Source organism: Terriglobus roseus (genome assembly GCF_900105625.1).
In the GTDB taxonomy this organism is placed as follows: Bacteria; Acidobacteriota; Terriglobia; order Terriglobales; family Acidobacteriaceae; genus Terriglobus; species Terriglobus roseus_B.
Genome location: NZ_FNSD01000001.1, coordinates 401,512 through 419,965, shown reverse-complemented (window position 1 = coordinate 419,965; position 18,454 = coordinate 401,512). Strand labels below are relative to the sequence as shown.

The following is an 18,454-nucleotide window of genomic DNA, read 5'->3' as shown; positions in this document are numbered from 1 at the left end:
AGACGTGAAGCACATCCTCTCCACCGTATCTGTTCTGGCTGTCTCGGCGGCACTGCTGCCGCTGGCGACTCTGGCTGCTCCTCAGAAACACGCAGCGGCAAAGAAGCCGGCAGCACATGCGGCGACAGCACACGGCAAAGCTGCACCTGCCGGAAAAGGCTCAGCGGGGTCGCGTGGTGGAGCAAGTGCGGGTCGTCACGCCGCCGCTTCCTCGCGATCTACGCCCGTTCGAGGCAAGGGAAGCCGGGAGTCGGCACCGGCGGTTCGAGGTGGACCGCACGCGCGCACGACACAGATCGAATCCGTCGCAACGCCACAGAGTCGCAGCCTCAGCTCGGCATTCACTGCCTCTTCCACGCTCAGGCCCATGGCACAACAGCTCGCATCCTCACGCTCGGCTGCTGCCTTCGCGGGCGTTGAGAATTACGCCGGTGCTCATCCAGGAGAAGGCGCTGCCGCCGCCTACCTTTCCATGGGGCATGCTTACGCAGCAGATCGCCGCTATGGCGATGCGGTGACGGCCTATCGCTCTGCAGCAAGCCAGGGTACAGCGCTGCGCGATTACGCTGAGTACCTGGGTGCCCAGGCCGCGCTCAACAACCACGACAGTTCCACTGCGGCGAGCCTGCTGAATAATTTCGCGCAGAAGTATCCCGGCAGCATTTTTGTTCCGAGCGCACCCGTCACGCTGGCGAATGCCTATCTGACCGCGAATGATGCCACCGGAGCGCTCCGTTCGCTTGCGACCCTCATGGGCCAGCCTAAGTCCCAGAGCGCGGACTACCTCTACGCCGAGGCGCGTGCGCACCAGATGGCCGGTGATACCAGCGCAGCTGCATCCATTTACCGGCAGATATTTGTTCGCCTGCCGTTCTCACCTGAGGCGGCACAGTCGCGCACTGCGCTGCAGGCTATGAACGCCGGACCGACGGCGGGCGAGCGCAAGCTGCACGCTGACGCGCTCTTCAACGCGAAGCGTTATGGGGATGCCGGTGCGGAGTACGACTCCATTCAGAAGAGTGACAACACGCTGTCGCAGGCAGACCGCGATGCGCTGGCGATCTATGCCGCGGTGTGCGATCTGCGCCTGAAGCATCTTTCACGCCACGACGCGGAACGCCTGCCGGACACTGGCGACGACAGCGCCGCGCTGAAGCTCTACATCCTTGCCGAGATCTCGCGAACAGAAGGGGATCAGGCTGGTCACTCTGCGATCCTTGCGCAGATGGAGCAGCGCTTCCCGCACAGCCGATGGCTTGAGGAAGCTCTTTACTCGGGCGGCAACATGTACCTGATCAAGCGCGATGCGTCGCAGGCGATCGCGCACTACTCGAAGCTCTTCGAGCTCTTCCCGAACAGTACCTATGCACCGTCAGCTCACTGGCGCGCAGCGTGGTTGAACTATCGCTTGCGGAACTACGGCGAAGCCGCGCGATTGATGGAAGACCAGGTCGTCAAATATCCGCTGAGTCAGGAGGCGCCGAACGCGCTGTACTGGCGGGGACGGCTGTACGAAGACCCTGAGCACAATGCAGCGCAGGCAGCGAACTTCTACACTGCACTCTCGAACACCTATCGCAATTACTACTATGCGAATCTTGCGAGGCAGCGGCTGAGCGCGATGGGCCCCCAGAGCAAGGTAGATCCAGCACCGGCCCTGTCGAGTGTGCGCACCCCCCCCGCCCCGACGCTGGTGGCCGCACTACCGGAGAATGATCCGCACCTTATCAAGGCACGCCTCCTGGCAAATGCCGCACTTAATGAATTCATCGCGCCGGAAATCCAGGCGAGTGGCACGGCTTCCCAGTGGGGATCGCTCGCAGAAGCCGAGATCTGGACCAGCTTCGGAGAGAACGTCCGTGCACTTCAGGCCATCAAGCGCAGCGGCAGCGGCCTCTACACACTGCCCGTGAGCGAGGTACCCAGCCAGTACTGGCAACTGCTGTTCCCTCGGCCGTACTGGAGTGACCTAACGGCAAGCGCAGAGGCACAGGGCCTTGATCCGTACCTGGTTGCGTCTCTGATCCGCCAGGAGAGTGAGTTCAACCCGGGCGCCATCTCTCGTGCAAACGCCATGGGCCTTATGCAGCTGCTACCTGCCGTCGGCAAGCAGGAGGCAAAGCGTATCGGCATCAAGAAGTTCGCGCCGGCCCAGCTATTGAATCCATCTATCAATCTTCGCTTGGGTACGGCAAACCTGCGACAGGTGCTGGACCGTTTCAACGGTACGCCCGAGTACGCGTTGGCTGCCTACAACGCGGGTGACGTGCCCATCCGGAACTGGATGGCAGAAAACAACTACAAGGATCTGCCAGAGTTCGTGGAATCAATTCCATACACGGAGACACGCGAATACGTGCAAAGTATCCTGCGCAACCGTGAGATGTACCGGCAGCTCTACAACGGCGCTGAAAGGTTGGCCGCCTCAAACGCCGCACCAGAGCAGCGGTAAACGCGATCTGAACCGTGTTATCGCAGTAGGGCAGTCTCATTCCCCGATGAGGTGCAGGACGACCTCACGTCTGTGGGCTCGATCGCGATGTTCGAACAAGTAGACGCCCTGCCAAGTGCCTAAAGCCAGGTTGCCGTTCACGACCGGGATCGATAGCTGCACTTGCGTCAAGGCCGTTTTCAGATGGGCAGGCATGTCGTCGGAGCCTTCGGAATCGTGCTCATAAGGGCCGCCTTCGGGCGCAATCCGACTAAAATATGCCTTCAGGTCGCGACGCACAGTTGGGTCAGCGTTCTCCTGGATGAGCAGCGAAGCAGATGTATGCCGGCAGAAGACGGTAATCAGACCCGTATGGATGTTCTGTAGTCGCAGCCATTCTCCAATAGCCGCCGTGAACTCATAGAGCGCTTGACCGCGCGTCGAAATGCTAAGGATGTGTACGGCTTGCTTCAAATTTCCTCCTTAGATCGACGGATACGGGAGTACCGGATCTTCTTACTTCGTGACGCGGTCCCGGCCGCCGAAGCCGTGCAAGGAAAGTCCGGAATGCGTCGCTATGTTTCGGTCCAGCGTCAGGTTCATACCTACGCCTGCGTTCCCACTTCCTGACGTGGCGTCCCAGTCGACGGTGTAATCGCTTAAGCAACGGTTCTGCCTCAGCACGACGGAGACGGATGCGTTGTAGTCCACATTCTTGAGGGCAATACAAGGAACCCCCGCAGCTTGCTTGAAATCGCCTTTGAAGGAGTTGCTCTCCACGGTCACCGGCATTCCACCCAGTAGGGTACCAAGGTTGATCGCCGGGCCGGTCGCGACTCTTGTGACGAAATGATTGTTCTTGATGGTCGGACCGGACCAGAAGCCATTCGGCGTGATGGACGCGTTTAAAAACTGAGAGCCTGTGACCTGGATGCCTTGAGCCGCGTTACCACCTACACCGAAACAAGGAACTTTGAAGCAGTTGAAAACGCCGTTCACGACGGATGTACCGCTGTTCATCGGGGCAGCCTGAGAGTCATTGAAGATCATGACGCCATTCTTGCCAGTCGATGATGTGTGATGTGCACCCACGAAGACGTTATTGTTTGAATAGAAGAACGTAGCGAAACCCGCATTCGTGGCTTCAACTGAGCTATCGTTTTCGCTCCGGTAATCGATGCACCCCTCGCAATCAAACCCAACATCCCCGGCGTTCTGGGATTGATTGTTTCGCGAGAGAATGTCATGCGCGACCGAGCCCCACACACAGGCCCCAATTACAGAATCACACTGCAGATTTTCGACGGTGTACCAGCCACCATGCGCCGCAACCTGGGCGCGGGTTCGCGGACCACCTTTGTTAAGGTTTGCATCCGCGTTGAACCACTCCACGCCATGAGCGAAGAGCTTCACCTTGCCATCATGCACGTGCACATGGGTCGCGTCGCCCCTGATCACGACGACATAGAGGGTGCCCCCCCGGCTACTTGCCGTTGCGTCAAAATTCCAGACCTCCGCATCGTCCGCACCGGCGAGATCGGTCACGCCGATGTTCGTCACTGTGAGATCGTGAATCCGCAGATGCTTCGCATGGCGATCTATGGACGTTGCAACCACTGCTGCAGCACCGCCGGCGCCGTTTGCTTTGCAGTTGCCGACGTCGATGTTGTCACCGTCCGCACGAATGAGCGAGGCGTTGGGGGATGTGGAGGATAACGTCACCCCCACGCCACATGAGATCCGGTTTCGTCCGCTCGCAACGACGTGAGCGTTGGCTTCGAAAACCGCGGAAGCGTTAAAAAGCAGATCGTCATCTGCGGGCAGCTTGGCATCCGCCGCGAATCTTCCTGCCGTGTCCTGAATCAACAACAGTGGCGCCGAACTGCCAGCATGAGCCGCTAACGCTGCAGCGAGTTGACCATCGAGCGAGTGGCCGGCATATCGTTGAAAGTGAACTACCGTCTTCTGCACCGTAGGTTGCGACTGAGCGGATAGAGCAAACAGCGTCAGAAGCGAGATGAGAAGGAGCTTGTGGGGAGATATCCCAACTCTTGTGTTCATTCTGCCTCGGTAGCTTGCGTGATGGAAGGGCACCACACGTTGTGGCGCATGGAGAACGCTGCCGATGCCAGGCGATGCTCGAAGAATCTGGTGCCCGGAGCCGGACTCGAACCGGCACGACCGTTAAGGTCTGCGGATTTTAAGTCAGAAAAGGACTAATGCAGTGTATCGCAGGCGATAGAACAAGTCCCTTTATTAGCGCATTTTACGTAGTCTCTTGCGTCTGACTGCAATCCTCTGCAAGGTGCAAATTCGCGGACGAACTGGCACATAAACTGACACACGATTCAGCCTCAGATTCTCCTCCTGTGCGCATACTCTTCCGCAGTGAGCGGCCTTGCAAATCGACGCGCAGCGTTGGAAAATGCTCGTACGCTGTCACGGCGTGGAGGAGTCACTCGATGGACATTACTAGCGGAGAATTTCTTCAAATCCTTGAGGCCGACACCGAGGGGCCACATCCGCCCGTGCACACTTGCATGACTTGGAAGCAGAATGAGGACATGCTCGCTTGGGTCGCCGATTTTACTGGCGAGCCCTACAAAGGACGGCGCTACAACCCCTCTGCCGATGCGCCAAGTAACCTCTCAGGAACATTGATAGAAAAGTCTAACCAATTAAACGAGCGGCCAGAGGTTCAAGGAAAGACCGCGGCAGCTCGGCAGCGGTTGTCTAAGAAGAGCGGCCTAAGTCGCTCTCAGAAGTTGGCTGCTGACGCTCTGAACCGGCGAGCTAGTTTAGAGCGATTCGATGAACCAGATAATGACGGTGTGATCAATTTGTTCTAAGCCGCTTGATCTAGCCGCACAACTTCTGTTAAGGTCTTCTTACTTCGAGGGCTACTGACCAGCCTCGATAGGCGTGATTGCGGACACGAACCCGCCGAGACAGTGAACATTGCTGTCCAGGTCCCAAACAACATAACTCATGTTTGTTTGGGGATTCCTATGGGTAAAATTAGTGTTCTTCCCGTGCTCGTGCCCGGGACCGCCGCCACTCTCAACCAGTCCCAACAATTTGTTCCGCTCTTTCTTTCTCGGCGTGATGCCGCGAAGGCACTTGCTATCAGTCCTCGGTCACTCGACTATCTGATCGCAGACGGGCGTCTCAGCACGCGCCGCATTGGCGGACGCGTGCTTGTTCCCGTTGACGCTCTGTGCGCCTTCGCTAAATGCGATCACCGCTCGCTCATCGTAGCTGCCTAACCAACTGTCCGCACCCGCTAATCAACTTAGCGCACGGGCAGAGATGGGTGCTGCCCAAGTGCGCATTTTCACGAATGAGGAGCTTTCGATGCTACATATGACCACACAAGCCACTGAGCAAACTTTTCACACCTACGCAGATCAGAGCCTAGAGTCGCAGATCAACGCAATGGGTTCTCGATTCGACACGCTTTTTGCTCATTTGGAGCCACCCGCGAGTGAGATGGAGAGGGCCTATCGTGTACAGCTGCTATCAGCTAAGAACGGATACAGAATGTCCCGTTTCCAATTTGGTCAGGTCCTGCACACTTATTGGTTCTGGTGCCTTGACACCCGGAATGATCAGCCAACTGCCGCCCAGAAGACTACCTTTTCGGGACTCTGTGATCTGATCGGCGTTGAACGCCGTACGGCGTACAACATCATGGAAGACTATCGACGCGCTAAGCCTGTGCACCCCGATTTCCTCGCGGTCGCTGCCATGCACAATATTGATCTCGCTGAGCGCCGAAACTCAGAGTTGGTTACCCTGCTCGTGCAGCATCCCGATCTGCCACGTACCGTCGATATTCAAGATCGAGCAACGGCCGTGTTCCAGAAAGCCCGGGAGACTGTCGCAGAGTCCAGGCGGAGCAGGGAGAAGGCAGCGCAGGTCGCTCTTGCAAGAGAGGCCGCGAAAAGCCGCCTAGATAAGCTCACGCGATTCCTTCAAGACCTCTACGCGGGTGAGTCGGTTGCTACGTTTAAAACTGACATGGAAAGCGCAGTCAAAGCTCTAACATTCTATGTGCGCGGAGATAACAGGCTGGCGACGGAGGAAGACTTGAAGAACGAACGTAGAAAGCAGGATCAAGCTAACTCGTAGATTGCCTCGTCAAGGTAGCGTGAGTGTCGAACGGAGGGAAGGGGATGCTACCAACGCATCCCCTTTCGTCATTTATGGACGGCAACTCCTGAGCACCCGTCACCTGTTATCTACGTGCTAGGAGTACGCAGACAGCGCTTGCCATCTCGAATTGTTGGAGCTAAGGTCTGGAGATTGAGTCGTCGAACGACTCAGCCCGGAGGGTTCAATTGCAAGTTTGGAAGTCGCCTAAAAACGGTTGGAAGATATTGCTAATGGTGGGTGCAGCTTACTTCATCCTCGCTCGCATCACCGCTATGATGATGAACCACCCTATAGGCAACGGCGAGATTCAATATCAGGGCGAGGAGAGTCATGGCGACTACAGGACTTGCTTTTACGTCCAGGCTGTCAACCGGTCGCTACTAGCTGCACTTTTCACACATGACGACCCCTCAAGACACAGCTTTACCTTGGACACCAAGTCTCAGTATCAAACCTGCGGTGAAGCGCGTGAGGATGCATACAGGTGACATCTGGAGGTGTCGTCGTGGTGGTGCAGAACGCCTTGCGAAATCTGAGGCATGTCTCAAGGCCGCTCAACGGAAGGCCAATGCCGACGCCCAATTCCTCCAGACGAGCCCGATTCCTCCGGGTCCGGGGATGCCACCCGTAAACCTCAGACAGCCAAGGTTTGAGCCTCCTGTTGCCGCGAAGCATCTCGATGAGGCTGTTTAGCAGATCCTCAGCAAGATGAATGAAGCTGAACTCTACAAGAACCTGGCGGAGTATGTGGTGGGTCTGGAAAAGCAGATCAGGCAGGTAACAGTGAAGAAAGCAGCTTAAAAAGGGTTTAAGCGGAAACAATCCCCGCATCTGTTTTTGCCCAAAAAAATTGAACTAAATCAGCCAACGGGCATTTAGGCCCCATTCACGGGACATACTAATACTTTCGTGTAGGGGTAAAGCTCCTATGCATCGATCTGTACCTCTCGAAGGTCCGCGATGGACCGACTCTGAGGAGAGTGCAAGATCATGGAAACTAACAAAATTGAACAACTCATAAACAGCATCAACATATCCCGGGAGACAGGGTGTTGGGTATGGCAAAAGGGTAAGAGCAGGAACGGATACGGCTTAGTTACAGACAAGGCTGGCACTACCTTTCTAGCCCATCGCTATGCGTACGAAATCTTCAGGGGGCCGATACCTGAGGGTGCATACCTGTTGCACAGTCCGAGCTGTGTTTCAAAGGCATGCATAAACCCCAGCCATCTGCGGTGTGGGGATCAAAAAGAGAACATGGCGGATCGCAGAGCTGCAGGTCGCTATGACAATCAGCCAGCCCGAGGCAAGGCTCTTACCATCGCCGAACGTAAGGCGATTTTCAGAGCGCTTGACGGCGGTCAGACCGCCTACTCAATTGCACAAAGCGGCGTGCTTGGTCGCAGGGTCTCGGAACCCCAGATCTCCTACCTTAAAAAGCATAGAGCAGCCATAGAAGCGAGAGACGCAAAGCGCAAGCGGAAAACGGTCATATCGATCCTTGCACCGCTGCAGCAAGCTCTTGCTGAATCAGTAGATGAGCTATGCAGCCTAGCGAATGCCGCCTAATCCACTGCAACAACCCAACAGGGATGCCAACAAGCATCCCTGTCCCGCCTGCAAGGAACACCGTGAAGAAGACGAAAGACACAGTAGACATTGAGCGCATAGCTCACAAGCGCTTATGGAAGCCCGCGCCATCTCTAAAGCCCGGTTTGACGATGATCGAGCAGGCCTGTAGGAACCATCCTGAGGCTGTCGCTATCCGCGATGCCTGGGCATTCAAACATCCAGTCGTTAAGCTATCCGCCGAGAAGTTCGCGGCTTTGGTGGCGAAGGGAACGGTGACGTTCCATGGCTAACACGCTCGACGGCTTGTACGAGATTTGGCTCAAGGATCAGACCGACATCACACTGACGGCCCTCCTAGAGGCTGTCAGGACCCGAGCGAGGCAATCCTCCAACGACCGCCCCAATGATTCAGAGGACATCGCCCAGAACGTCTCTTTGATCGTGTGGCAGCACCTGCAAGACTTTCGGCAGTACACGTTCGACTCGTTCGAACGATGGCACTCAGTGATCGTGAAGAACGAACGAAAGAAACGATTCGCGGATAAGTTGCACGTCTCTAGCGAATGCATACCCGAGCGGGCAGCAGAAGATCACTCGTATATCGACATCTCCGACTTGCCTGATGACATGAAAGAAGTGGCAGTATCGATGCTTGCGGGCCACTCACTCAAGGAGACCGCGCAGCGCTTTAGTTTAAAGGAAGGCACGTTGCGACAAAGATTGCTCGCATACCGCAAAGCGCTGACGAAATAGCTCACGAGATGGCTGTATATACAGAGGGCAAATCCCCAGCCTTCGACCTTCCACGGCCTGCTCCTGGCCGCACGCTGAACTGAATCATAGCGACGTGAAACAGGACGCACTCCCTCCTAGCGCATCTTCAAGAGCCACCCTTCAGTGGTGGCTCTGTGCGTTGCGATCATTCGTGGCAGCTTGTAAATAAGTCCCGTTTTCGAGGAATTGGGCCATGTGCGGATGAGAAAATAGATATAAGAACTAAGAGTTTAGGAGTTCACCCGAAGAGCAGGCATATACCGGGCGAGCTTTTGCAGTAATGAGTCCACATCCACCAGATTCTCCGCTCCCGATCACGGTAGAGCGTCCGAGCCAGTAGGCATCATCCGCTGGCGAAAATCGAGGTTACCTGCCACCATACCCTTCGCGCCGAACAGACGATTGAAGGCCCTATGTGCGTCTGAGCGCAAGCGTCAGACGCTATGTCGGATTGCCGATGAAGCTGTGAACGATGAACCCTGCACGTTGGCTCACCCCGGACAACGTGAACTGGACTGATACCCCAGTGGCAGTGAAGTCTAATGCCGTAATTGCGCCGTAGGCGATCTAAACCGGCAGGGAATCCCTGTAGTCGAAGCAGAAAGTAGCAACCAGTGACCAATAGCTAAACGTAATAGGACTGCTCTTGTTCTGTTCTGAAGGCCGGGGTGTGTCTACTCAACATTTAGATCGGAAGTCTAAAACTGGAATGGGGAAAAGCCGACGTTCTGGATACCTCGAACCTGTGGCTTCCACAAGTAACGTTTCCAACTCTTCTCGTTCCAGCGCATGAAGACAAAAGTCTCGACAGGATCGAGTTGCGCATATCCTTCTATGTATTCCCGGATGTCGTCCTGCCAACTGTCTGTGCCCTCGAAAACGAAGAGCTTCACATCGGCCTTAACGCCACGCAGCTTGTCGAAAGCCCATTTCAGCTCGCCGACGTCCGATCGATGCGTCTGCCATTGAGATTCGCAGGCTAAACGGCACCCGTATCCATGCTCGAAGAGCATGAAATCGCAGTGGTATTCACCTTGATAGCACTTCACCTCGGGGAAGATCTTCCATCCCTTCTCAAGGGCGAACTCTTTTAGGCTTTCAAACACCGCTTCTGTCCAAGCACCATTATTGTCTTTGGCGGCACGCTGTGGAATCTCTCTAGTCAGCCATTCGGCAAGCGCGATTGCTGCAAGATCGGTCATTCTCTCGTATCTCCCTATCAAAGAGTTCGACACACACCGAATTTCATGCCCGGACGGTGTCTGCCCACAACGCGAACCTAGCCTTTTCAAGGCTACTGAGACCCATGCCTAACCGCCCAGCTAGACCATGCAGCAGAACGGGATGTTCCGCACTCGTTGACGAGGGATACTGCGCCGTCCACAGGCCCGCTGCCATACAGTATGACCGATTGCGCGGCACAGCAAGCTCTCGTGGCTATGACGCTGATTGGGCCAGAGTCCGCAAGCTAGCGCTGGTGCGTGACCTGTACCTGTGTCAGCACTGTCTCGTCGATCAAAGAGGCACACCGGCTGTGGACGTAGACCACATCATCCCGATCAATCAACGCCCCGATCTTCGCCTGATCCTGTCGAACCTGCAATCTCTCTGCCGTTCGTGTCATGTGCTGAAGACCAAGCGCGAGCAACGCGTACCGCCCAGCCAATCTCCCGGAATCACTGAATGTCACCATCCACCACAGCCCGTCTCATGCTCGGCGATTGCCTTGAGCGATTAAAAGAAATTGAGGATGGCTCAGTGGACATGGTGCTGACCGATCTGCCATATGGAACCACACAAAATCCTTGGGATTCTGTGATCCCGATGGAACAGCTTTGGGCGGCTTGGAAGCGGGTATGCAAGCCCGGTGCTCCGATCGTGCTGTTCACTCAGCAACCATTCACGACAACGGTAGCCGCAAGCAACCTGAAGCAACTCAAGTCTGAATGGATATGGGAGAAGCCGCAGGGGACTGGCTTTCTGAATGCCAACAGGTACCCACTAAAGAATCACGAGAACATCCTGGTGTTCTGTGACCGCATGCCGCCCTACAATCCTCAGAAGAGCTTCGGCCATGGAACGTATACGACTGGCAGAGGAAAGAAGACAGAAAACTACGGCACCTTCCAGAATCAGGAGACTTTCTGCACCGATGGATCACGCTATCCCAAGACTGTGCTCGCATTCAATCCAGAGAAGGGACATCACCCGACTCAGAAGCCTGTCCCGCTCTTGGAGTACCTCATAAAGACCTACACTGAACCCGGAATGACCGTGCTCGATTGCACGATGGGAAGTGGTTCGACAGGCGTGGCCGCACTGAACAGCGGCAGATCATTTTTCGGCATTGAAAGGGATGAAGCGTACTTTTTGGTGGCGGAGGCGCGAATCGCTGCCGCCAAGCCCCTGGCTCTTCCAGAAGCAGCTTAAGACGATCCTCTTGCCTTCTCAATCATCGCGGGTAGCTTAGCGACGATAGATTTGAGGGTCTTTGCGTTGAGAGGTTGCGGCTTCATGTCAGCCTTCCTAAGTTCAACGACTGCCCCAAGGATGCGGGGCCGGATACGCAGGAACACTCCATAGGTCCTCGTGCCCTTACGCCGAGGTCGGATCGCAGCTCTTATCTCGTTCGAGATCGTGTATACGCAGTCATCGTTCATCCTCTTCTTGGCTTCGGCGAGCAGTTGCTTCACCAACGGACCTTCCTCATCACCGAACGTGAACCCCAATATTTCCACGGTCCTCTCCTTTCAAATGTTTTTATACCCATAATGGTACGAGCCGCCGCCCAGCTTATTCCTTATCCATCTCTCCAGAAAACCACGCGGGCATCCTGGCTGTCCGGAGCTCATTGCATCGCCACTCGCAGAGCTAATCGTCAAGTTTCTTTGACCGAGAACGTGGATTGGCTGCTAGTCCCGGTCAGGACTCAGACCGGCGCAGGTTGCGTCTAGCGGTCCTCAAAGAGGAACCGCTATGCAGGGTGTGGAAAGAGAAGGGCATTGTGACTGGTGCAGAAGAGTTGCATCATAGCATCACTATCAGGTCTGCTTGGGCGAAGAGGCTCGAAAGAATCGAACCCCACGGCATTGTGCAAACCGTGTCACAGTGGGATTCCTGCGCGCTGCCGATCTTCAAGTAGTCCGCCGTACATCAGGCGGTAATCACAACCTTGTGCTTCATGCCCTGAGGGCATTGCCGACCTGACCGAACCATTCCCCCACCAGCACCAAAAGATCTTCCTGCTCGATAGTGAATAATGTGATGCTTTCGGGGCCGCTCGACGCGAGTGGAGGTCGTAACACTTCAGCTCCGTCGGCAGTGGGGACGATTCGCAAAAAACAGTCCCGAACCGTCTCGCCAGTCGCGTCTGGATGTATCGCTCGAAGCTCTGTAGGAGCGCCGACGAAGCGTTCGCTTTGAGAAAGCGATGTCGCTTTAAAGATGAGCGAATGTATGCGTTGAGTAAACTGAGGCAAGAAGTTTACGCCGTAATAGTTGACCATGGATGTCCCTTTGTGGAAGTTGCTTCGCAGGCTAAATCGACGTTAGAGCAGAGAGGGGATCGAATCTTCGATCCCTGTGCGAGGTTGCTATGGCTTCGTACTTATCAATGATTCACCATCGTCAGAGCCAGTCCCGGTAAGGGATGTTCGACCGGCTTATTTTCACATTCGATCTTTGTCCTTCAAACATTGTGTTCAGAACTTCCGCAGAGAGATCGCCGTTCGGATTTGGGCCAATCATGACACTCTCAATGAAGTACGGGGTGCATTCCAGAAAGCCTTGATCCGTCTTCCTGAGACGATCACCGGTCTTAAGAAAATCTGTTGGATCTTCTGCAGAAATGGCCAAATATGGAACTATAGAAGTTTTTGCTGAGCGGTATCTAAGCACCTTCTCCGGTGCGTCTGTAGCAGTAGCAATCAAGCGATATTCTGCTTCGGCCGAAAAGGCGGGATTTTTGCAACTCGCGGCTCTACGTTCGAGGAGATCATTGAATCGTGTACTCAGTTCGTCCTGTGCTGACATGAAAGTGTGCCATTTGTGAACGGCGAAAAGGAAATTGACCCGCTCAATCTCCGAGAGGATCATCTTAATAATCTGGGCTTGGTCCTCGGCGGATAGATACAGAACCCTTTGAAAAGCGACCTCCGGATCCACAGAAAGTGGCTCGTCCGTAAGTGACCGTCCGTCAACTGCTTTCACGGCTGCTTGCCTGAGTGAGTCCGTTCGTATTCCGATACATACACCATTCCCCCGCGCACAGTAAGCTCGCCACTGAGCCAGTGAATCTGGTTCGGCCGAAAACGAGACAACATACGGTAGTTCGGTGAACCGTCGATGTTCCTTCGCGTATTTCGCAAATCCGTCACAGAGACTTCTAATCGTCGGCAGCGCTCCCTCCCGACCTGCCATGTGTACCAGTTGTCGCTCAACAAGGCTTAGGAAATGGTCTCGTTCGCTAACGTCGTTCAAAAAGCGCGCGTTCGTCGCCCAAAACTCTCGTTTTTCAACAATTTTGAGCAAGACATCCATTGATGTGTAGTGGTAAACCACCTCCGGAAAATCCTCGCCGAAAAGCAGAGATGTTTCGTTCATATTTGTAGGATATCAATGCTTGATCTCTGATTGAAAGACCCAGCTCCGACAGTGAGTTCACCTTCTATTGGCCTGGTCTGCTGACACCTTCTTTGCAGATCGCGAGAACGATTGGCGACAACTGCAGGTTATACACTTCGCTTATTGAGTGGCAAAGAAGGCTCATAGCTAAGACCGCAACATGAACGTGCTGTGGTGTCATGGCGTGAAGTGCATCGTCTCGCAAACCTTGAAGTTCATCGATGTGAAAGGCTAGCGAGGTCATTGTGGCGTGTGTGCCAGCATGCCCAAAGGGTACCGAGCTTAGTAGAAGTGACTGGTGCGCTGCAATCGCATAGTGCTTATCCGCCTCCTTCGCACGTTGCGGCAGGGGATGCTGACTCCAAGTTGGTTGCTTTTCGGTCCGTCCAGTAATGGCTTCCGCGTCGGCTGCCGTCTTTGCAAGCCAATCCTTGTTCGAGTTACTTAGTTTCCTCGGAGCAAATTCATTTTCGTTAAGGTCGTTTGCTTGCTTCGCAAACTTCTGGAAGTCAAACGATAAGTAGCGTTCCAGCTCTTGCGCCGGAGCATGCTGTAGGTAATCACAGTTTATTACCAGCTCAGTCAAGGAACGGGAGAGCGTCCAGAAATCTGGAATCGCCCCGAGCTCCACAAGAGCCTTCATGGACTTAACCATGGATCTAGCCCGAAGTATGTGAAGAATAGTGATTGTGTCAAGTCTGGTGAGGACTCCATTACCGACTTTATTTTTGATCATCTTCACGATGTCAACCAAGACCTGGTCAAGTCGCTTCATGGTTGACATCTCTAGCTCAAGATCACTCAAGAAGCTAACCTCCTTCGCACGACTGGACTATCCAGCCCGTGGTGGGTAGGGTACCTCAAACTGCAAGGAATCTCGCCTCGATAGACCGCACCCTGGTCAGACACACACACCCGCGAAATGAAAGTTTGCGAACCGGCTGATCCGGTCACCAAAGCCATAGCTGCAATCGGCCCTGAGCTTTGAATCCTTACGTGCGTGTTGTGTACCGCTGGATACTCGGTGGCTTTGAATGGCCATGACAGGGCAGCGCCCATGGTCCGCCGACACCCTCCGGTGCCCACTGACGACATAGAGAGTTGTCTTGGCAGTCAAACCCGACACCATCCTCGGACACAGCTTGGGCGTTGAGTGATGATGTTTGCTCCATGGGACTTCCACATTCCTCGCAGCTAGGTGTGTTGATCATCTTGCTCCCTTCGCCAGTGCGACGTTATTGCGATGCACTGTATCATTTCGCGCAAATTTTGAGGTTGTAGCGGAAATGTACCCCCACCCATACGCCCAAAACGGGCGATCAGGACCACCCATGCCCGGTAGAAAGCCCCTCCCAGCAGCCATTAAGAAAGAGCGCGGGAACCCCGGCAAACGCAAGCTGAACGAGAAAGAGCCATCCTTCACAGGCTTCCCTGTATGCCCAACGTTCCTAACGCCGGTAGCGCGTACTGAATGGGACCGAGTGACTCAAGAACTCACCGCGTTGAACATGCTTCGGTCCGTGGATACAGCAGCTCTTGCCTCATATTGTCTGTCTTACGCCCGCTGGATCAGCGCGGAAGAGACGGTCACTAGGGAAGGCCAAACGATCAGTGAACCAATCCTCTCCAAGTCTGGCGAGGTAGTCGGTCAGAAGATCAAACGACATCCGGCGACGACCATCGCCAAAGACGAAAAAGCAGCAATGCACCGTGCAGCAGCACTGTTCGGCTTCGATCCAAGCTCCCGCACACGGTTGAGCACTGGCGAGCCACAGACGCAAGACCCATTCGAGGCGTTCATGGCGACGCTGCACAAAGACACGCAACCCAATCAAGATGCCGCTTGATAACGATACGGCGAACGGCCTAGCGCCGGTCACAGTCGGTGTTGATGCCGCAGAAGTAGACCCCACGCTATCCAGCGTGACCCTTCAGGTGGACAACTTCACCACGGGCGTGATCAAGATCGATCGTGGTCTGCTTACCGATGCCGGATTCGACATCGATGGCTGGATCAGAGACAAGTTCGCAAAGCGTTTCTATCGTGGCGCTAGCAATCTGATCGTCAATGGTAACGCAGGTAGTGTTCAGTCCTTGGCCTCTGCTTACAACACCGGTGTCACCACTGGGACCACTGGCGTCATCAAGTACGCGGACCTCGTTAGCGCGATGGTTGCCCTCGATCCTGCCTATGCTGCGAACGCAGTTTGGGCGATGAACAATGCCACCCTCGGGGCGATCCTTAGCATCACTGACAGCGCAGGCCGTCCAGTGTTCCTACCTGACTACGGTTCCGCTGCGGTCGGCTTCGTTGGCACCATCCTTGGCCGTCCAGTGAAGTTGGTGACCCAGCTACCAAACGTAGCTACCGGCAATGCACCGATTCTGTTCGGCGACTTCAAGCAGGGCTATGTATTCCGCCAGCAAGCACCTGGTCTGGAGATCATCCGCCTCAACGAACGTTATGCGGCTGGCTATGAAGTCGGTTTCGTAGGGTTCGCTCGTGTTGGCGGTGTGGCTCTGAAGGCAGGCGTGAACAGCGTCGTAGCCGTGAGCATCAAGTAACGAACTCTCAGAGGGGCGATCTTCGGATCGCCCCTCGCACTTTAAGGACAACACATGCCAAACAGATTTGGCCTCTCTCTTGTGAGTGGTCCAAGCAGCGAGCCTGTGTCTCTTTTGCAGGCGAAACGACACTTGAGAGTGGATTTCATGGAAGATGACGACCTGATCCTTGCGCTCATCACTGCGGCGAGGGAGTTGGTCGAGAACATCATTAATCGGGCCATTTACACGCAGTCGTGGAAGATGACGCTAGATAGCTTCCCGTATCCGACGAGCTTTGAAACATTCGCGCCGGAACAGCGCAATCCATACAGCTACATCCTGGACCGTTATTCGATAACGCTGCCGCTTGGTGGCGTGACGGGAATCACATCGATCTCTTACCAGACATCAACCGGAACAGTCAGTGTTGATCCTTCGCAGTTCCGTGTCGACACAAATTCGAAGCCTACCCGGATTACACCTTGGGATGCTTTCACTTGGCCGGTGCTTGATGTGACTTCGCCGGGGTGCATCGAGATCCTCTTCACAGCGGGTTCGTACGGCGACGGTGCGGATGCGGATACATGCCCAATGTCACTCAAGCAAGCCATGCTTCTGCTAATTGGCCATCTGTACACAAACAGGGAAGCAGCATCGGAGACACCTTCGATCATCTTGCCGTTTGCCGTTGAAGCCCTCCTGGCTCCCTACAAGGTATTCACCTCATGCTAAGAGCCGGTTCGCTGAACAGACGAATCACCATCCAGAGTCAAGCAACGACTCAGGACGCATATGGGCAGCAGGTGAACACCTGGGATGATCTGCTGACTTGCTGGGCTTCCATCAAGGCCGTGACCTCGAAAGAGGTCTATGCAGCCTCTGGCTATACCTCTCAGGTTTCGCACAAGATCACGATCCGCTACCCGACGGTAGCGATCTCCAGCAAGATGCGTGTGCTCTACGAGACCCGGTTGTTCCACATACAGGCAATAAACGATCCCAGCGAAGGCCGCGAGCAGCTAGATCTGCTGTGCCTTGAAGTAGACGACGGTTCATAACGATGCTCGAAGAAGGCTTATTCCAATTACTCACTTCTGACAGCGATGTCGCCAGTTGCATCTCCACTCGGTATTTCCCGCTGATGTTGCCGGATGACGCCGCTCTTCCCGCAGTTACCTATCAGCGAGTGAGCACGGTTACCAGCCCAACGCTGAACGGATTCACGGACCTCGTGCAGGTCCGTTTGCAGATCGACACGTGGGCAACAACCTATGCTGACGCGCGGCGTGCCGCGCAGGCCATCCAGAACGCCATTGAGGGCTTCCTTGGCACGCTGCCGGACGGTACAGCCGTCGCTGCAGCCACTCTGCTCTCGCAGATGGATACCTATGAATCGGTTGCCCGGTACTACCGCGTGACGACCGACTACAGGATCATCGCCTCCCGCTAAACCGCTGATCAACCCAGACTCATGAACCCGCTTGAAAGGCGGGCATACCCCTTTGCGCTCAAGGAGCCATCTCCCATGTCCTCTCCCTCAAATCTGACTGCCTCTCACGCCTTCACCGGACGTGGCGGCACCCTGTCTATTAGCTCGGACGGTACGACTTTCACATCCGTCAATGGCATCAAGACCGTCACTTTCAGCGCTCCGAAGACCTCTTTCGCTGACACGACATCTCTGTCCACTGCCGGTGCGGTTAAGACTAGCCTGCCTACGACCATTGATCCCGGCACAGTGACGCTAGCCGTCATTGCGGATCAGACTGATACGGGCCAGCTCATGCTCAATTCCGTCTTCTACTCGCAGACGGTCCTTGCGGTGAAGGTGCAGTATCCCGTACAGGTGGGAATGACCACCGGCTTGCTGCGTTCGTTCGCTGCCTATGTCAGCACCTCTGGCCTAGCAAACCTGTCTCTTGACGATGCTGGCTCGTACAACATAGACCTTCAGATCACCGGACAGATCACCGACACTGCTGGAGCCTAACGATGAAGTTCCAAGCATCTGTTGGTTCCACGCGTCCTGATGTGTTCCTTGAAATCGCAGGGAAAGAACGCCAGTTGGCGTTCGACCTGAACGCTATCGCCCACGTAGAGAAACTGACGGGTCTGAACCTGTTCCGTGAAGCTCTTGCCGCTGAAGTGATGTCTGCTACCACTCTGCGTGCACTACTGTTCGCAAGTCTGCTGCCGTACGACGACACGGTCACCTTGGAAGAGGTTGGCTCTTGGGTGACTTGGCGCAATCAGCGTGTCATCCAGCAAGCCGTCGTCGCTGCATGGGCCGAATCCATCCCTGTAGTCAGCGATGACGCACCGGGGGAAGCCGAGGCCCAGGCTGTTCAGTAG

23 protein-coding genes are annotated in these 18,454 nt (G+C 55.1%); 15 read left to right on the top strand and 8 right to left on the bottom strand.

What is annotated here, in order from left to right:
- Positions 1-4: 4 nt before the first annotated feature.
- Complete coding sequence (locus BLW03_RS01725) at positions 5-2,452, top strand: transglycosylase SLT domain-containing protein (RefSeq protein WP_244501914.1); 2,448 nt, start codon at positions 5-7, stop codon at positions 2,450-2,452.
- A 36-nt stretch (positions 2,453-2,488) separates the two neighbouring features.
- Here the strand turns inward: BLW03_RS01725 and BLW03_RS01720 are convergent, their stop codons facing one another.
- Entirely contained in the window at positions 2,489-2,905 is a 417-nt protein-coding gene (locus tag BLW03_RS01720; protein ID WP_074652068.1) for a secondary thiamine-phosphate synthase enzyme YjbQ, read from the bottom strand.
- A 42-nt stretch (positions 2,906-2,947) separates the two neighbouring features.
- A complete protein-coding gene (locus BLW03_RS01715; protein WP_212733109.1) occupies positions 2,948-4,402 on the bottom strand; it encodes a hypothetical protein in 1,455 nt (484 codons plus the stop codon).
- A gap of 491 nt (positions 4,403-4,893) precedes the next feature.
- Here BLW03_RS01715 and BLW03_RS01710 point away from each other — a divergent pair, with 491 nt between their 5' ends.
- The 5 genes from BLW03_RS01710 (at position 4,894) to BLW03_RS01685 (ending at position 8,911) form a co-directional block, all read left to right on the top strand.
- Complete coding sequence (locus tag BLW03_RS01710; RefSeq protein ID WP_074652066.1) at positions 4,894-5,280, top strand: hypothetical protein; 387 nt, start codon at positions 4,894-4,896, stop codon at positions 5,278-5,280.
- Between the two features lie 514 nt (positions 5,281-5,794).
- Positions 5,795-6,562, top strand: coding sequence for a hypothetical protein (locus tag BLW03_RS01705; protein WP_212733108.1), 768 nt, complete (start codon positions 5,795-5,797; stop codon positions 6,560-6,562).
- 1,014 nt (positions 6,563-7,576) lie between these two features.
- Positions 7,577-8,155, top strand: a complete 579-nt coding sequence (locus BLW03_RS01695) for an HNH endonuclease signature motif containing protein (protein WP_074652063.1) — start codon at positions 7,577-7,579, stop codon at positions 8,153-8,155.
- Positions 8,156-8,217: 62 nt separating this feature from the next.
- Positions 8,218-8,448, top strand: a complete 231-nt coding sequence (locus BLW03_RS01690) for a hypothetical protein (protein ID WP_139285061.1) — start codon at positions 8,218-8,220, stop codon at positions 8,446-8,448.
- Complete coding sequence (locus tag BLW03_RS01685; protein WP_074652061.1) at positions 8,441-8,911, top strand: RNA polymerase sigma factor; 471 nt, start codon at positions 8,441-8,443, stop codon at positions 8,909-8,911. Before BLW03_RS01690 ends, BLW03_RS01685 begins: the two co-directional genes overlap by 8 nt.
- 719 nt (positions 8,912-9,630) lie before the next feature.
- On the opposite strand, the gene BLW03_RS01680 is transcribed toward BLW03_RS01685, so the two are convergent.
- Together BLW03_RS01680 and BLW03_RS20955 are read right to left on the bottom strand one after the other, a co-directional pair.
- Positions 9,631-10,134, bottom strand: coding sequence for a hypothetical protein (locus BLW03_RS01680; protein WP_139285060.1), 504 nt, complete (start codon positions 10,132-10,134; stop codon positions 9,631-9,633).
- Between the two features lie 266 nt (positions 10,135-10,400).
- Entirely contained in the window at positions 10,401-10,556 is a 156-nt protein-coding gene (locus tag BLW03_RS20955) for a hypothetical protein (protein WP_244501913.1), read from the bottom strand.
- On the opposite strand from BLW03_RS20955, the gene BLW03_RS21250 reads away from it, so the two are divergent.
- Both BLW03_RS21250 and BLW03_RS01670 read left to right on the top strand, forming a co-directional pair.
- Positions 10,482-10,670, top strand: coding sequence for an HNH endonuclease (locus BLW03_RS21250; protein WP_432279819.1), 189 nt, complete (start codon positions 10,482-10,484; stop codon positions 10,668-10,670). The genes BLW03_RS20955 and BLW03_RS21250 overlap by 75 nt on opposite strands.
- Positions 10,616-11,362 (top strand): DNA-methyltransferase, encoded by a 747-nt coding sequence (locus tag BLW03_RS01670; RefSeq protein WP_074652058.1) that lies wholly within the window; start codon positions 10,616-10,618, stop codon positions 11,360-11,362. Before BLW03_RS21250 ends, BLW03_RS01670 begins: the two co-directional genes overlap by 55 nt.
- Here the strand turns inward: BLW03_RS01670 and BLW03_RS01665 are convergent.
- From BLW03_RS01665 to BLW03_RS01645, 4 genes are all read right to left on the bottom strand, one after another.
- Positions 11,359-11,670, bottom strand: a complete 312-nt coding sequence (locus tag BLW03_RS01665) for a hypothetical protein (RefSeq protein WP_074652057.1) — start codon at positions 11,668-11,670, stop codon at positions 11,359-11,361. The two genes, BLW03_RS01670 and BLW03_RS01665, sit on opposite strands and share 4 nt — an antisense overlap.
- A 441-nt stretch (positions 11,671-12,111) precedes the next feature.
- Complete coding sequence (locus BLW03_RS20760; RefSeq protein WP_074652055.1) at positions 12,112-12,438, bottom strand: hypothetical protein; 327 nt, start codon at positions 12,436-12,438, stop codon at positions 12,112-12,114.
- A 121-nt stretch (positions 12,439-12,559) separates the two neighbouring features.
- On the bottom strand, positions 12,560-13,534 hold the full coding sequence (locus BLW03_RS01650) for a DUF2971 domain-containing protein (protein ID WP_074652054.1): 975 nt from the start codon (positions 13,532-13,534) through the stop codon (positions 12,560-12,562).
- A gap of 64 nt (positions 13,535-13,598) precedes the next feature.
- A complete protein-coding gene (locus BLW03_RS01645) occupies positions 13,599-14,360 on the bottom strand; it encodes a DUF5677 domain-containing protein (protein ID WP_139285059.1) in 762 nt (253 codons plus the stop codon).
- Between the two features lie 481 nt (positions 14,361-14,841).
- Between BLW03_RS01645 and BLW03_RS01640 the strand changes: the two genes are divergently transcribed.
- The 7 genes from BLW03_RS01640 to BLW03_RS01610 all read left to right on the top strand — a co-directional run bounded on the left by BLW03_RS01640 (position 14,842) and on the right by BLW03_RS01610 (position 18,454).
- Positions 14,842-15,402 carry a phage terminase small subunit P27 family gene (locus BLW03_RS01640; RefSeq protein WP_083350253.1) on the top strand — a complete coding sequence of 187 codons (561 nt, stop codon included), beginning with the start codon at positions 14,842-14,844 and terminating at the stop codon, positions 15,400-15,402.
- Positions 15,392-16,120 carry a phage major capsid protein gene (locus tag BLW03_RS01635; protein WP_074652052.1) on the top strand — a complete coding sequence of 243 codons (729 nt, stop codon included), beginning with the start codon at positions 15,392-15,394 and terminating at the stop codon, positions 16,118-16,120. Before BLW03_RS01640 ends, BLW03_RS01635 begins: the two co-directional genes overlap by 11 nt.
- A gap of 54 nt (positions 16,121-16,174) precedes the next feature.
- On the top strand, positions 16,175-16,834 hold the full coding sequence (locus BLW03_RS01630; RefSeq protein WP_074652051.1) for a head-tail connector protein: 660 nt from the start codon (positions 16,175-16,177) through the stop codon (positions 16,832-16,834).
- Positions 16,828-17,160 (top strand): phage head closure protein, encoded by a 333-nt coding sequence (locus BLW03_RS01625; protein WP_074652050.1) that lies wholly within the window; start codon positions 16,828-16,830, stop codon positions 17,158-17,160. The genes BLW03_RS01630 and BLW03_RS01625 overlap by 7 nt, the downstream gene beginning before the upstream one ends.
- A 2-nt stretch (positions 17,161-17,162) precedes the next feature.
- Complete coding sequence (locus tag BLW03_RS01620; protein WP_074652049.1) at positions 17,163-17,552, top strand: DUF3168 domain-containing protein; 390 nt, start codon at positions 17,163-17,165, stop codon at positions 17,550-17,552.
- Between the two features lie 75 nt (positions 17,553-17,627).
- A complete protein-coding gene (locus BLW03_RS01615) occupies positions 17,628-18,092 on the top strand; it encodes a phage tail tube protein (protein WP_074652048.1) in 465 nt (154 codons plus the stop codon).
- 2 nt (positions 18,093-18,094) lie between these two features.
- Complete coding sequence (locus tag BLW03_RS01610) at positions 18,095-18,454, top strand: hypothetical protein (protein ID WP_074652047.1); 360 nt, start codon at positions 18,095-18,097, stop codon at positions 18,452-18,454.

Bases quoted from the DNA above. Each gene is read 5' to 3' on its own strand.
- BLW03_RS01650 (WP_074652054.1), bottom strand. From the start codon at position 13,534: ATGAACGAAACATCTCTGCTTTTCGGCGAGGATTTTCCGGAGGTGGTT.
- BLW03_RS01685 (WP_074652061.1), top strand. From the start codon at position 8,441: ATGGCTAACACGCTCGACGGCTTGTACGAGATTTGGCTCAAGGATCAG.
- BLW03_RS01615 (WP_074652048.1), top strand. From the start codon at position 17,628: ATGTCCTCTCCCTCAAATCTGACTGCCTCTCACGCCTTCACCGGACGT.
- BLW03_RS01635 (WP_074652052.1), top strand. From the start codon at position 15,392: ATGCCGCTTGATAACGATACGGCGAACGGCCTAGCGCCGGTCACAGTC.
- BLW03_RS01625 (WP_074652050.1), top strand. From the start codon at position 16,828: ATGCTAAGAGCCGGTTCGCTGAACAGACGAATCACCATCCAGAGTCAA.
- BLW03_RS01680 (WP_139285060.1), bottom strand. From the start codon at position 10,134: ATGACCGATCTTGCAGCAATCGCGCTTGCCGAATGGCTGACTAGAGAG.
- BLW03_RS01670 (WP_074652058.1), top strand. From the start codon at position 10,616: ATGTCACCATCCACCACAGCCCGTCTCATGCTCGGCGATTGCCTTGAG.
- BLW03_RS01695 (WP_074652063.1), top strand. From the start codon at position 7,577: ATGGAAACTAACAAAATTGAACAACTCATAAACAGCATCAACATATCC.
- BLW03_RS01620 (WP_074652049.1), top strand. From the start codon at position 17,163: ATGCTCGAAGAAGGCTTATTCCAATTACTCACTTCTGACAGCGATGTC.
- BLW03_RS20760 (WP_074652055.1), bottom strand. From the start codon at position 12,438: ATGGTCAACTATTACGGCGTAAACTTCTTGCCTCAGTTTACTCAACGC.
- BLW03_RS20955 (WP_244501913.1), bottom strand. From the start codon at position 10,556: ATGACACGAACGGCAGAGAGATTGCAGGTTCGACAGGATCAGGCGAAG.
- BLW03_RS01630 (WP_074652051.1), top strand. From the start codon at position 16,175: ATGCCAAACAGATTTGGCCTCTCTCTTGTGAGTGGTCCAAGCAGCGAG.
- BLW03_RS01710 (WP_074652066.1), top strand. From the start codon at position 4,894: ATGGACATTACTAGCGGAGAATTTCTTCAAATCCTTGAGGCCGACACC.
- BLW03_RS01705 (WP_212733108.1), top strand. From the start codon at position 5,795: ATGACCACACAAGCCACTGAGCAAACTTTTCACACCTACGCAGATCAG.
- BLW03_RS01610 (WP_074652047.1), top strand. From the start codon at position 18,095: ATGAAGTTCCAAGCATCTGTTGGTTCCACGCGTCCTGATGTGTTCCTT.
- BLW03_RS01640 (WP_083350253.1), top strand. From the start codon at position 14,842: ATGTACCCCCACCCATACGCCCAAAACGGGCGATCAGGACCACCCATG.